Raw genomic sequence first — 12,653 nt, forward strand, 5'->3', positions numbered from 1 at the left:
AAGTGAAGGCCGCGATTGTAAGGCCGATCCACTCGATTGAAGCAATGCGACGCCAAACCGTAATCCTTGTTGCCTCAATTGCATTTAACCACCCACAACTGATCGATCCTCGTCGTGAAACTCGAACTCATCATCTCCCGCCGCATCCCCCAGGCCGGATCCGCTGGCACGCTTGCCGCGCGCAGCGTCCCGCTGCCCCAGCGCTGATTGATCCGATCCAGAACGCCCATCACTTTCTCCGCCGCCTGCGGTTGTGCCTGAGCAAACAGATCCTGGGTAAATTCCCCGGGCTGGCGCAGATCCATCAACAACACCTCAGCCTTGCTGTACTTGAAGCCCGGCCTGAACAACCGGTCAATCGCCTCGCTCGCCGCCTTGCACAGCAAGCGCACGTCGTTCGTCGGGTAAGGCAGCTCAATCAGCGCGCCATTGGCGTACTTGGCCTCCTCCGGATTGAACATGCCGGTGCGGATGCTCACGCGGATCTTCTTGCATAACGAGTTCTGCGCACGCAGCTTTTCTGCCGCGCGATGCACATAGGTCGCCACCGCTTCCTTGATTGGTTCGATTGTGGTCAGGCGGTTGCCGAACATGCGGCTACTGCAGATTTCCTGCTTCGGCGGCTCTGTTTCCGACAGCTCCAGACACGATGTCCCACAGAGTTCGCGCGCAGTCTTCTCGATCACCACGCTGAACTTGCGCCGCAATGTCCACGGATCAGCCTTCGCCAGGTCCATCGCGCTTCTTATCTGCATGCTTTCGAGATGAGCCTTCATCCGCCGGCCAACGCCCCACACGTCACCCACGTCGGTGTTGCGCAGCACCCAGTCACGTTTGACCGGGTCGCAAATATCGACAACGCCGCCGGTGTGCGCCTGTAAGCGTTTTGCCGTGTGGTTGGCGAGTTTGGCCAGCGTCTTCGTCGGCGCGATGCCGACGCCGACCGGGATACCGGTGCGTTTGTAAACGGCAGAACGAATGGTCCTGCCAAATACCGTCAGATCACCAGGAATGCCACTGAGATCGGCGAACGCTTCATCGATGCTGTACACCTCGACGGCGGGCACCATGGACTCGATGATCGTCATCACCCGTTCGCTCATGTCGCCATACAACGCGTAGTTACTGCTGAACACCTGGATGCCGTGCCGGCGCAGATCATCGCGAATCTGAAAGTACGGCGCGCCCATTTTCACAAAAGGTTTGGCGTCGTAACTGCGCGCGATAACGCAGCCGTCGTTATTGCTCAGCACCACGATCGGCGTCTTCGCCAGATCAGGCCGGAATACCCGCTCACAACTTGCGTAGAAGCTGTTGCAATCGATCAGCGCAAAAACCTGGTCACGATTTGCCATGGTCGCGCACGCTGTAAGTCACCACGCCCCAGATAACCAGCTCGTCGCCCTCCATCACGTAGCGCGGCGGGTATTTGCTGTTGGCGGACAACAGAATGATGGTGTTATCGCGCATGTGCAGACGCTTGCAAATCGGCTCGGAGTTGAGCCCGGCGATAACGATATCGCCATGCTCTGCCGTGCGGCTGCGATCGACAATCACCAGATCGCCGCAAAATATCCCGGCATCGCGCATGCTTTCCCCTTCGATCTTCGCCAGATAAACGTGCGGCGCACGAATCTCGAAAACCTCATCAAGGGAAATGTGCTTTTCGATGTGATCGGCCGCCGGCGAAGGAAAACCCGCAGGAATCTGAAACGAATACAGCGGAAGCTTTTCGCCGGCGTCGGCAAGGGAACCAAGGAGGGTGACGCTCATGGGACGAACCTGATAGTGAGTTTACTGTATGCACATACAGTAAACGCGTGAGGCTTCAGTCGGTCAATGAGGTGGGTAGGAGATTTCGACGGGTGACACTGATTTGTACAACTTTAAGTGAACAACTTTTTTTAAACGCCAAAAACCACAAACCCCCGACTTTCTCTAGGAAAATCAGGGGTTTGTGTTTACTGAATATGGCGGTGAAGGAGAGATTCGAACTCTCGATACAGTTTCCTGTATACACACTTTCCAGGCGTGCTCCTTAAGCCACTCGGACACTTCACCGTATCTCTTCAAACATGTTCTGTCTGTCGAGGCGCGCTAATGTAGTCGAAAGCTTTTGCGATGGCAAATTTTTTTTCAGAATTTTCATGCGGTTAAGCGAGAAACGATTTTCTGCATCGACCCGCGATGCCAAACCGGCCAATCTCCGGTGGGCAGGCGCTTCCTTATAGAAGCAAACGCCTCGTTACGCAGGAAGAGCCGGGAAACGGTGACTGGCGGGTCAGTCACGGCGCTTTACCTGGCCTGCGGCGGTGGGTAACGTCTGCCCATCTTTCTAATAAGGAATAGCGTCATGAGTGAGCTGATTGCCTACCACCTCGAAGACGGTATCGCGACCCTGACCCTGAACAATGGCAAGGTCAATGCCATTTCGCCGGATGTGATTGCGGCATTCAATGCGGCGCTGGATCAAGCGGTGGCTGATCGTGCCGTGGTGATCATCACCGGGCAGCCGGGGATTTTGTCGGGTGGTTACGATTTGAAGGTCATGACCGCCGGCCCTAAGGAAGCAGTGTCGCTGGTGACGGCCGGTTCGACATTGGCGCGTCGCCTGCTCGCTCACCCGTTCCCGGTCATCGTCGCTTGCCCAGGGCACGCGGTGGCGAAAGGCGCGTTCATTCTGTTGTCGGCCGATTACCGGATTGGCGTTGACGGGCCGTTCAGCATCGGCCTGAACGAAGTGCAGATCGGCATGACCATGCACCACGCGGGTATCGAGCTGGCGCGGGATCGTCTGCGTCGCTCGGCGTTCCATCGCTCGGTGATCAACGGCGAGATGTTCGATCCGCAAAACGCGGTCGACGCCGGTTTCCTCGACAAGGTGGTCTCGGCCGAGGAGTTGCAAGCGGCCGCCCTCGCCGCTGCGCGTCAGTTGAAGAAGATCAACATGACGGCGCACAAGAACACCAAGCTGAAGGTACGCAAGGCGCTGCTGGAAACTCTCGATAACGCCATCGCGTTGGATCAGCAGCATCTGGGCTGACCTTTGGCGAATGCAGAGCACCAGAAAAGCCCGACCGTCGTGTCGGGCTTTTTCTTACGCCCGTTGTTGAACATTCGCGGGTGGCTCTAGGACGCGCCTGACAGCCCCCACTGAAACATGCGCTTAAACATCGCCTATCTGCGCCCTCTATGGCGGCAATTGCCGAAAACAGTGCACATCCGTACACTGCGCCACCTTTTGTCCCGATGGGCCTGAAAATGCTGTTCGTGTTTCGTATGTTGTTGATGGGCCTGCACTTTATTCTGGCCGGTGTGCTTGGCGTGATTCTTGGGCTTTGCCGTCCGTTCAATCCCGACAACAGTCGCCTCTGTGCCCGCCTCTACGCACTGCCGGCAATGTGCATTTTGCGCCTGCGGGTGAAGTCCGAGGTCAGCGGCCTGATGAACAAGCCCGACAGCTGCGTGATCATCGCCAACCATCAGTCCAACTATGATCTGTTCGTGTTCGGCAACGTCGTGCCACGGCGTACCGTGTGCATCGGCAAGAAGAGCCTGAAGTGGGTGCCGCTGTTCGGGCAGTTGTTCTGGCTGGCCGGCAATGTGTTGATCGACCGTGGCAACGCGCACAAGGCGCGCCAGTCGATGCTCACCACCACCCACACCTTGCAGAACGAAGACACCTCGATCTGGGTATTCCCGGAAGGGACGCGCAATCTGGGTGAAGAACTGCTGCCATTCAAGAAAGGCGCGTTCCAGATGGCCATTGCAGCGGGCGTGCCGATCGTTCCGGTGTGCGTCAGCAGTTACGTTAAACAGATGCGCCTCGATCGCTGGCGCAGCGGCGACATTCTCATACGATCGCTGCCGGCGATTCCTACCGCCGGCCTGACCATGGACGACATGCCCATGCTCATCAACCAGTGCCGCGAACAGATGCGCGAGTGCATCGCATCGATGGATCGGCAGTTGCAAGCCGCGTGAAACGAAACCCGCCCTGTGCGGGTTTTCTTTTGCCGGCTGAACTGTGCAGATTTCACTGACTCTCAAGCAGCGACACGGCTAAGCTGATGCCGTGAATCCCTGCCACCAGCCAAGAAGAAGTGAATCACCACCATGGGTCGAGTTGTTGCTGCTGCGGTGTACAGCGAAGGCAAGAAAGTTAGCGATATTTCCATCGACGAAGGCGCGGCCTGGGCGGCAAAGCCCGGGCATTTTGTGTGGATCGGCCTTGAAGAACCGGACGCTCAGGAACTGTTCAATTTGCAACGCCAGTTCAACCTGCACGAACTGGCCATCGAAGACGCCCTGGAAAAACACAGCCGGCCGAAACTGGAAACCTTCGGTGACGCTTTGTTTATCGTCACCTACTCGCCGGTGCGTGAAAACGGCGTTCTGCAATTCATCGAGACGCATATCTTCGCCGGCAAGGGCTACATCATCACCGCCCGCAACGGCCATTCGGCGTCCTACGCGCACGTTCGGCAACGCTGCGAGGCACGCCCGCTGCTGCTGGAGCACGGCGAAGATTTCGTGCTGTATGCCTTGCTCGATTTTGTCATCGAAAACTACCAGCCCGTGGGCGAAGCGATTCATGCCGAGATTGATGAGCTGGAGCGCAACGTCCTGTGTAGCGCGTTGAACGAGCGTGACATTCAAAAACTGCATGGCTTGCGCCGTGATGTCGTGCGCCTGCGCCGCTACGCAGCGCCGATGGTGGAAATTGGCGAGGAGCTGCAAAAGCTCAGCTTCCCGTTTATCGACAAGAACATGCGCCCGTACTTTCGCGACGTGCAGATCCACGTCACGCGGCAGATGGAAGACCTGAGCACGCTGGCCGACATCGCCAGCCAGACCATCGAAATTGGCGTGTTGCTAGAGGCGTCACGGCAGAGTGTGGTGCAGCGCAAGTTTGCCGCGTGGGCTGCGATTCTCGCATTCCCGACGGCAGTGGCGGGGATTTACGGGATGAACTTCGAGAACATGCCGGAGTTGACCTGGCACTACGGCTATTTTGCGGTGCTGGGGTTTATTACGGTGGGGTGTGTGGGGTTGTGGACGAGTTTCAAGCGGTCTGGGTGGTTGTAAAGGGAACCGGGTTGTCCGGGCGATTCGCGAGCAAGCTCGCTCTCCACATTGATCGGTGTCAAAGGTGGGAGCGAGCCTGTTCGCGAAGCTTTTCAGCTTTGAACGGTTTGCGGCTTGTGCGCGACGAAACGCATCATCCATTCGGCGACTGTCGCGCCATGATGCTCTTGCTCCAGGCTGGCCACGCCTTTGCTGTAGATCTGTGAACCCAGCGCCTCCTGCCGCAGATCCAGCAGTGCTCGCGAAAAGTCGTGAATGAATTCCGGGTGCCCCTGGAAGCACAGCACTTGGTCGTTGATGTGGTACGCGGCGAACGGGCAGAAATCGCTGGAGGCGATCACCGTGGCGTTTTCCGGTAGCGCAGTGACCTGATCCTGATGGCTGATCAGCAAGGTCAGTTCTTCGCGCACCGGGTTCATCCACGGTGCCTTGGCCGCCAGTTTGTAATTGTGCGTGCCAACGCCCCAGCCTTGGGTGGCGCGCTCGCTCTTGCCGCCCAGCAAAAGCGCCAGCAGCTGATGGCCGAAGCACACGCCCAGCAGCTTGTCACCGCGCTCGTAGCGGTTCAGCAGGTAAGTCTTGAGAGTTTGAATCCATGGATCGGTGCCGAACGAATCGGCCTTGCTGCCTGTGATCAGGTACGCATCGAAACTCAGCTCATCGCTCGGGTATTGGCCTTCCATCACGTTGTAGACAGTGAACTCGGCGGCAATGGGTTGCTGCGAGAACAGGCGCTGAAACATCTGCCCGTAACCCTGATATTGGTCGACCAGTTCCGGACGCAGGTTGTCGGTTTCCAGAATGCAGATGCGTAGCGCACAAAAAAATACCTGACACGTGATGGGAATATTGCACACCCCAGAGCCTGCCCTGAAACACCCGACCAAGGCAAGCCCCGACATGCTCCCGTGTCTAGAACCTTTCGCCTTTTGCCGCTTTGTCCAGCAACAACGCCGGCGGCGCAAACCGCTCGCCATATTGCTCGGCCAGGTACTGCGCTCGGGCGACGAAATCCTTCACGCCATATTGATTGATGAACTGCAGCGCGCCGCCGGTCCACGCGGCGAAACCGATACCGAAAATCGAGCCTATGTTGGCGTCTGCCGTCGAGGTCAACACGCCCTCCTCCACACAGCGCACGGTTTCCAGAGCTTGCACGAAGAGCAGCCGATCACGCACATCCTTGGCTGGAATCTGCCCGTCGGCGTTCTCGAAACGCGCCTTCAACTCTGGCCACAAATGCTTCTGCGCACCGGCCGGGTATTCGTAGAAGCCGCCGCCGGCCGCTTTGCCCGCTCGCTTGTATTCATTGAGCAGCAAGTCGATCACGGCGAAGGCAGGATGCTCGGTCAGCGGTTTCCCTTCAGCCCGTAGGTCCTTGGCGGTTTGCTGGCGGATATGGCTCATCAGGCTGAGGGAAACTTCGTCGGAGATTGCCAGAGGCCCGACCGGCATGCCGGCCTTGCGCGCCTCGGTCTCGATCATCGGCGCGCTGACGCCCTCGCCGAGCATGGCGATGCCTTCGTTGGTAAAGGTGCCGAATACCCGCGAGGTGAAGAAGCCGCGACTGTCGTTGACCACGATCGGGGTTTTCTTGATCTGCAGGACGAAATCGAAACCACGCGCCAGGGTTTCATCACTGGTGTGTGCGCCTTTGATGATTTCCACCAGCGGCATTTTTTCCACCGGGCTGAAAAAATGCAGGCCGATGAATTTGCCCGGATCAGGCACAGCAGCGGCCAGACCGGTAATGGGCAGTGTTGAGGTATTGGAAGCGATCACCGCTTCCTGCCCCACGACACGCTGTGCCGCCGCAGAAACCCGGGCCTTGAGCTCGCGATCTTCAAACACCGCTTCAATGATCAGGTCGCAACCGGCCAGATCGGCATCATTGTCAGTGGTCCGAATCCGCGCCAGTATTGCCTCGCGCTTTGCCGCGTCCATGTGGCCACGGGCAACTTTCTTGTCGAGCAACGCCGCCGAATGGGCCTTGCCCTTCTCGGCGGCGGCGAGATTGATGTCCTTGAGGACCACGTCGATGCCCGCCGACGCGCTGACGAAAGCGATGCCGGCGCCCATCATCCCCGCGCCAAGCACGCCGACTTTCTGCGTTTTGTAAGGGGCGACACTCTGAGGCCGCGAACCGCCGGCGTTGATTTCATTGAGCTGAAACCAGAACGTGCCGATCAGGTTTTTCGAGATCTGCCCAGTGGTCAGTTCGGTGAAATAACGGGTTTCGATCAAATGCGCAGTATCGAAATCGACCTGCGCGCCCTCCACCGCCGCGCAGAGAATCTTCTCCGGCGCAGGCAACGTGCCTTGGGTTTTCGCGCGCAGAATTGACGGCGCAATCGCCAGCATCTGCGCGACTTTCGGGTTCGACGGCGTACCGCCAGGAATCTGGTAACCCTTCACATCCCAACGCTGCACCGCCGTCGGGTTGGCGACGATCCAGGCGCGAGCCTTGGCCAGCAAATCGTCTCGATCCGCCGCCAGCTCGTCGATCAAACCCGCCTGCAGCGCTTGCTGCGGACGGACTTTCTTGCCTTCGAGCAAATATGGCAGGGCTTTTTCGATGCCGAGCATGCGTACCATGCGCACCACGCCGCCGCCACCTGGCAACAGGCCGAGGGTCACTTCCGGCAGACCAAGCTGCACCGAAGCATCGTCGAGCGCCACCCGGTGGTGGCAGGCCAGACATATCTCCCAACCGCCGCCCAGCGCCGCACCATTGATCGCGGCGACCACCGGTTTGCCGAGGGTTTCCAGGGTGCGCAATTGCCCTTTGAGGGTTAGCACCATGTCGTAAAAAGCTTTGGCTTCGGGCTTGCCGACCTTGATCAGTTCGTTGAGATCGCCGCCGGCGAAGAAGGTTTTCTTCGCCGAGGTAATGATCACCCCGGCAATCTGGTCTTTTTCCGCGACCAGCCGGGCGACGCAGGCGGCCATGGCCTCGCGGTACACGGCGCTCATGGTGTTGGCGCTCTGGCCCGGCAGGTCGATGGTCAGCACGACGATGCCGTCCGGGCCTGCTTCGTAACGAATGGCTTGGTTCATGACACGGTTCCTTGAATGCGGGGCTCAGAGGCGTTCGATGATGGTGGCAATGCCCATGCCGCCGCCGACACACAGCGTCGCCAGGCCGTAGCGCAAGCGCCGCGCCTCCAGCTCATCGAGCAACGTGCCGAGAATGGCGCAGCCAGTGGCACCGAGCGGATGGCCCATGGCGATCGAGCCGCCGTTGACGTTGACCTTGTGCGGATCGACGGCCATGTCCTTGATGAATTTGAGCACCACCGAGGCAAACGCTTCGTTGACCTCGAACAAGTCAATGTCTTCCACGCGCAGCCCGGCCTTGGCCAGTGCCTTGCGGGTGGCCGGTGCCGGGCCGGTGAGCATGATGGTCGGGTCGGTACTGGTCACCGCCGTGGCGACGATGCGCGCGCGGGGTTGCAGGCCCAGCGCTTTGCCCTTGGCTTCGGAGCCGATCAGCATCAGCGCGGCACCGTCAACGATCCCGGAACTGTTGCCCGGCGTATGCACATGATCGATCCGCTCGACATGGCTGTACACCCGCAGCGCGGTGGCGTCGAAACCCATCTGGCCGATCATTTCGAAACTCGGCTTGAGTTTGCCGAGACCTTCAAGCGTCGATTCGGCGCGAATGAACTCATCGTGGTCGAGCAGGATAATGCCGTTCTGGTCCTGCACCGGCACCAGTGATTTGTTGAACGAGCCATCGGCCCGGGCCCGCGCGGCTTTTTGTTGGGAGTGCAGCGCGTAGGCATCGACGTCGTGGCGGCTGAAACCCTCAATTGTCGCGATCAGGTCCGCGCCGACGCCTTGCGGAGTGAAATGGCTGTGCAGGTTGGTTTGCGGGTCCAGCGCCCAAGCGCCGCCATCGCTGCCCATCGGCACGCGCGACATGGATTCGACGCCACCGACCACCACTAATTCTTCGAAACCCGAACGCACTTTCATCGCGCCAAGATTGACCGCTTCCAGACCCGAAGCGCAGAAACGATTGATTTGCAGCCCCGCCACGCTGACGTCCCAATCGGCGACCTGCACCGCGGTTTTGCCGATGTCAGCGCCTTGATCACCGACCGGCGTGACGCAGCCAAGCACTACATCATCCACCTGGCTGGTATCCAGCGCGGTGCGTTGCTGCAATGCGGTCAACAGTCCGGCGACCAGATTCACCGGTTTGACACTGTGCAAAGCGCCGTCGGCCTTGCCCCTGCCGCGGGGCGTGCGTAACGCATCGAATATCAGAGCTTCGGTCATGGCGTCCTCGAACCTGGGCGATCAGTGAAGGGGTGTGGCCTCACTCTCGACCGCAGCGCCCGAGGATTCAATGACCACAGCGCTCAAAGCGCTTGACGCACATGCTCAGACGGACGGTCATCGGCCATCAGGTGAACCGGTTCAGGTCGGCGAGTTGTCTAGCCAGCGGCCAACCAAGAAGCTGGCAATACGCCTCATAGCGTTTTAATCGCGGATCGCAGCAAGGACATATGAAATGGATCTAAGGCACGGTCCGCGTGGGCCCTAATGTAGAAGATGTACGTCATGGTCGTCGGGTTTTGCCGAGGCCGGCGTTCTTCAACAGGAAGTGCAACGCGTGCCGTCATGGATATGCAGGCAGGCATCAGGAAATAACAAAAAGGCGGTCAAGCCATGTTCAAACAACCCAAAGTACGTCAAGCAGGGCTCATTCTTTTTGCCACGACGCTGTTGTTGATTTTGCCGAATCTGACCAAGGTCATCGGCTGAATCAAGCGGCAGGTGCAAACAATCGCCAGCGAATAGATGACTGGCCCGCTATCCGGGCCAGCGTGGCTGTGCCAATCTTTGCGCCTTTCCACGACAGGGATGGCGTTCAATTGAAAGCGCTCATTGTGTTCGGGGCGATGCTGCTCAGCATGCCCTTGTCAGCCGCTCAGCTTGATTTGCAGTTGGGCGCAACCGCTCGCACCTGGCAGACCGAGGAATTGCTCAGGCATCCTCAAGTGCAAACCCTGACGATCAAAAACGATGTGTCCTACAAAAGGGACATGACCTATCGTGTCGTGCCGATGGCCGCGTTGCTGACCGGCATCCAGCCGCAAGATCACCTGCAAGCGGTGGCGCTGGACGGCTTTGCCGCAGAGTTGGCTGCGGCGCCGTTGCTCAACCGTGACGGCGCGCGAGCGTGGCTGGCCATCGAAGACCCGGCGCAGCCCTGGCCACCGCTGGCGGCAGGCAAACACAGCGCCGGGCCGTTCTATCTGGTCTGGAGCGATCCGCAGAAAGGTCACATCAGTCCCGAACAATGGCCGTTCGAAGTGGCGAGCATCAAGCGCATGGCGCCCGTCGCCGAGCGCTTCCCTGCCCTGCTGCCGGACCCGGCGTTGAAGGCAGATGACCCGGTGAATCAGGGTTTCGCGCTGTTTCAGAAAAACTGCCTGGCCTGTCACCGCTTGAACGGCGCGGGGATGCGCAATTCGGGCCGGATCTGAATATCCCGTACAACCCGACCGAGTATTTCGGCGCGGACTTCCTCAAGCGCTACATTCGCGATCCGCAGAGCTTGCGCCAGTGGCCGCAGGCGAAGATGCCGGGGTTCTCTGCAGAGGTGTTGCCGGATGGGGAGCTGGAAATGCTGGTGGGGTATCTAAGGCACATGGCCGGACGCAAGGTTAAGCCCTGACGCCATTCCCTGCAGGAGTGAGCCTGCTCGCGATAGCGGTGGGTCAGTCAGCATTAATGTGTCTGACCTATCGCTATCGCGAGCAGGCTCACTCCTACAGGGGGTCGCGTGTGTCAGTTATTGTTGTTGCACGGAAATGACCGGCGTCGGCGACACCAGCACCTTCGCATGCATCTGCTCACACCCGCCGCCACGGCGCATGCCGCGTACCGGGCAGGCATCCAGGTAATCCAGACCTACCGCCAGCTTCAGATGCCGCTCCGGCCGCGCCAGTTGATTGGTCACGTCGAAGCTGTACCAGGCGTCATCCAGCCAGGCTTCCGCCCAGGCGTGACTGGCCAGATGCTCACAATCCTCGCTGTACAAATAGCCCGATACGTAGCGTGACGGAACCCCCAGGCTGCGGGCGCAGGCCAGAAACGCGTGGGTATGGTCCTGGCACACACCAGCGCGCCCGGCAAATGCTTCGGCGGCGCTGGTATCGACTTCGGTAGAGCCCGGCGTGTAGGTCATGTACTGATTCAAGCCGTGCATCAAATCGATCAACGCCGTGCGATCACGACGCTGCTTGCAGGATTTTTCCGCGAACGCGCGCAGCGCCTCGTCCGCCTCGGTCAGTCGGGTAAAACGCAGGAATGGCAGCGCCGACTGGCTCTCATGCTCGGCCTCGCGCAGCTCATCGATATCGACCTGCCCGCGCGCGCCGATGATGATCGCTTCGTGGGGCTCATCCATGGTCAGCACATGCAGGATATTGCCGAACGGATCGAGTTGCGCGCGCACCGGGCGCGGCAAGTCGAGTTGCCAGCTCAGCACATGTTGACGCTCGCTGTCGTGAGGTGTCAGGCGCAGGTACTGGATGCTCGCGCGCACCTGATCTTCGTAGTGATAGGTGGTCTCGTGGCTAATGGAGAGTCTCATGCAGCCTCCAGGTAGGAACTGTGAATGGCGTTGCCCAACTGGCGCACCAAGGGAATGAATTCGGTCAGCCAAGCGTGCAGGCCTTCCTCGAGGATTTCGTTGATGCCGGTGTAGCGCAGGCGCGCGTCCATTTCCGCGGCCAGACGTTGCGCCGGTCGCCCGTTGGCACCGGGCAGTTGCGCGAGGATCTGGTCGATCTCTTCGGTGCAGGCACGCAGCGAACGCGGCACATCAGCGCGCAACAGCAGCAGTTCGGCGACATGTCGGGCGCCGGGAGCATCGCGGTAGATTTCGGTGTAGGCCTCGAAGGATGACAATGCGCGCAGCAAGGCACTCCACTGGTAATACGCATGCGCAGTGCCGTCGCTGACGGCTTCGGCCTGATCGCCGGCCATTTCATAACGGGCATCGAGCAAGCGCAGCGTATTGTCTGCGCGCTCGATGAACGTACCCAGACGAATGAAGCGGAACGCATCGTTGCGCATGATCGTGCCGTAGGATGCGCCGCGAAACAGGTGCGAGCGCTCCTTGATCCATTCGCAGAAACGGCTCATGCCATAGCGGCTCAGGCCCTGCTCGGCGATCCCGCGAATTTCCAGCCAGGTGGCGTTGATGTTCTCCCACATGTCCGCCGTGATCCGCCCGCGCACTGCGTGAGCGCTGGCCCGCGCGGCGCCAAGGCAACTGTAGATGCTGGCCGGGTTGGCCGCATCGAGGGCGAAAAAGTGCAGCAGGCGTTCGGCATGCAGCGCGCCGTGACGCTCCAGATAATCATCGAGGGTGCCGGTGATCAGCAGCGGCATCGCCAGCTCATGCAAACCGTCGCCACGCCCGTCCTGCGGCATCAGCGACAGCGAATAACTGATGTCGAGCATCCGCGCGAGGTTTTCCGCGCGCTCCAGATAACGCGACATCCAATACAGATCCGAGGCAGTTCTACTTAACATGGCAA

Annotated in this window: 10 protein-coding genes, 1 tRNA gene and 1 pseudogene; 4 read left to right on the forward strand and 8 right to left on the reverse strand. The window is 59.6% G+C overall.

What is annotated here, in order from left to right; translation table 11 throughout:
• Positions 1-74: 74 nt before the first annotated feature.
• The 3 genes from M0746_RS16205 to M0746_RS16215 all read right to left on the reverse strand — a co-directional run bounded on the left by M0746_RS16205 (position 75) and on the right by M0746_RS16215 (position 2,061).
• Positions 75-1,355 (reverse strand): Y-family DNA polymerase, encoded by a 1,281-nt coding sequence (locus M0746_RS16205; RefSeq protein WP_258449908.1) that lies wholly within the window; start codon positions 1,353-1,355, stop codon positions 75-77.
• Positions 1,342-1,773, reverse strand: coding sequence for a LexA family protein (locus tag M0746_RS16210; protein ID WP_258449909.1), 432 nt, complete (start codon positions 1,771-1,773; stop codon positions 1,342-1,344). The genes M0746_RS16205 and M0746_RS16210 overlap by 14 nt, the downstream gene beginning before the upstream one ends.
• A 198-nt stretch (positions 1,774-1,971) precedes the next feature.
• Positions 1,972-2,061 (reverse strand) — tRNA-Ser (locus tag M0746_RS16215).
• 292 nt (positions 2,062-2,353) lie between these two features.
• Between M0746_RS16215 and M0746_RS16220 the strand changes: the two genes are divergently transcribed.
• The 3 genes from M0746_RS16220 (at position 2,354) to M0746_RS16230 (ending at position 5,088) form a co-directional block, all read left to right on the forward strand.
• Positions 2,354-3,043, forward strand: a complete 690-nt coding sequence (locus M0746_RS16220) for a crotonase/enoyl-CoA hydratase family protein (protein WP_258449910.1) — start codon at positions 2,354-2,356, stop codon at positions 3,041-3,043.
• 218 nt (positions 3,044-3,261) lie between these two features.
• On the forward strand, positions 3,262-3,984 hold the full coding sequence (locus M0746_RS16225) for a 1-acylglycerol-3-phosphate O-acyltransferase (RefSeq protein WP_258449911.1): 723 nt from the start codon (positions 3,262-3,264) through the stop codon (positions 3,982-3,984).
• A 132-nt stretch (positions 3,985-4,116) separates the two neighbouring features.
• The gene (locus M0746_RS16230) at positions 4,117-5,088 is read left to right on the forward strand and encodes a magnesium and cobalt transport protein CorA (protein WP_206414991.1); all 972 of its coding nucleotides are present in this window, start codon (positions 4,117-4,119) and stop codon (positions 5,086-5,088) included.
• Positions 5,089-5,180: 92 nt separating this feature from the next.
• Here the strand turns inward: M0746_RS16230 and M0746_RS16235 are convergent, their stop codons facing one another.
• Genes M0746_RS16235 through M0746_RS16245 form a run of 3 tightly spaced genes read right to left on the reverse strand, consistent with a single transcriptional unit; the run spans position 5,181 to position 9,375 of the window.
• Positions 5,181-5,945: an amidotransferase gene (locus tag M0746_RS16235; protein ID WP_258449912.1), complete on the reverse strand. Its 765-nt coding sequence runs from the start codon at positions 5,943-5,945 to the stop codon at positions 5,181-5,183.
• 55 nt (positions 5,946-6,000) lie between these two features.
• Positions 6,001-8,145 carry a 3-hydroxyacyl-CoA dehydrogenase NAD-binding domain-containing protein gene (locus M0746_RS16240; protein ID WP_258449913.1) on the reverse strand — a complete coding sequence of 715 codons (2,145 nt, stop codon included), beginning with the start codon at positions 8,143-8,145 and terminating at the stop codon, positions 6,001-6,003.
• 24 nt (positions 8,146-8,169) lie between these two features.
• The gene (locus M0746_RS16245; protein WP_258449914.1) at positions 8,170-9,375 is read right to left on the reverse strand and encodes an acetyl-CoA C-acetyltransferase; all 1,206 of its coding nucleotides are present in this window, start codon (positions 9,373-9,375) and stop codon (positions 8,170-8,172) included.
• Positions 9,376-10,001: 626 nt separating this feature from the next.
• Between M0746_RS16245 and M0746_RS16250 the strand changes: the two are divergent.
• Positions 10,002-10,780, forward strand: a pseudogene (locus M0746_RS16250) (c-type cytochrome).
• 117 nt (positions 10,781-10,897) lie between these two features.
• Here the strand turns inward: M0746_RS16250 and M0746_RS16255 are convergent.
• A complete protein-coding gene (locus tag M0746_RS16255) occupies positions 10,898-11,701 on the reverse strand; it encodes a transglutaminase family protein (RefSeq protein WP_090282517.1) in 804 nt (267 codons plus the stop codon).
• Positions 11,698-12,648 (reverse strand): alpha-E domain-containing protein, encoded by a 951-nt coding sequence (locus M0746_RS16260; RefSeq protein ID WP_007914063.1) that lies wholly within the window; start codon positions 12,646-12,648, stop codon positions 11,698-11,700. The genes M0746_RS16255 and M0746_RS16260 overlap by 4 nt, the downstream gene beginning before the upstream one ends.
• Positions 12,649-12,653: the final 5 nt, after the last annotated feature.

The organism is Pseudomonas sp. S11P7 (assembly GCF_023195435.1).
Lineage (GTDB): Bacteria > Pseudomonadota > Gammaproteobacteria > Pseudomonadales > Pseudomonadaceae > Aquipseudomonas > Aquipseudomonas fluorescens_G.

What these genes read in the sequence shown, in the direction of transcription:
- M0746_RS16205 (WP_258449908.1), bottom strand. Translation starts at nt 1,355, where the DNA reads ATGGCAAATCGTGACCAGGTTTTTGCGCTGATCGATTGCAACAGCTTC.
- M0746_RS16240 (WP_258449913.1), bottom strand. Translation starts at nt 8,145, where the DNA reads ATGAACCAAGCCATTCGTTACGAAGCAGGCCCGGACGGCATCGTCGTG.
- M0746_RS16220 (WP_258449910.1), top strand. Translation starts at nt 2,354, where the DNA reads ATGAGTGAGCTGATTGCCTACCACCTCGAAGACGGTATCGCGACCCTG.
- M0746_RS16245 (WP_258449914.1), bottom strand. Translation starts at nt 9,375, where the DNA reads ATGACCGAAGCTCTGATATTCGATGCGTTACGCACGCCCCGCGGCAGG.
- M0746_RS16230 (WP_206414991.1), top strand. Translation starts at nt 4,117, where the DNA reads ATGGGTCGAGTTGTTGCTGCTGCGGTGTACAGCGAAGGCAAGAAAGTT.
- M0746_RS16255 (WP_090282517.1), bottom strand. Translation starts at nt 11,701, where the DNA reads ATGAGACTCTCCATTAGCCACGAGACCACCTATCACTACGAAGATCAG.
- M0746_RS16210 (WP_258449909.1), bottom strand. Translation starts at nt 1,773, where the DNA reads ATGAGCGTCACCCTCCTTGGTTCCCTTGCCGACGCCGGCGAAAAGCTT.
- M0746_RS16260 (WP_007914063.1), bottom strand. Translation starts at nt 12,648, where the DNA reads ATGTTAAGTAGAACTGCCTCGGATCTGTATTGGATGTCGCGTTATCTG.
- M0746_RS16225 (WP_258449911.1), top strand. Translation starts at nt 3,262, where the DNA reads ATGCTGTTCGTGTTTCGTATGTTGTTGATGGGCCTGCACTTTATTCTG.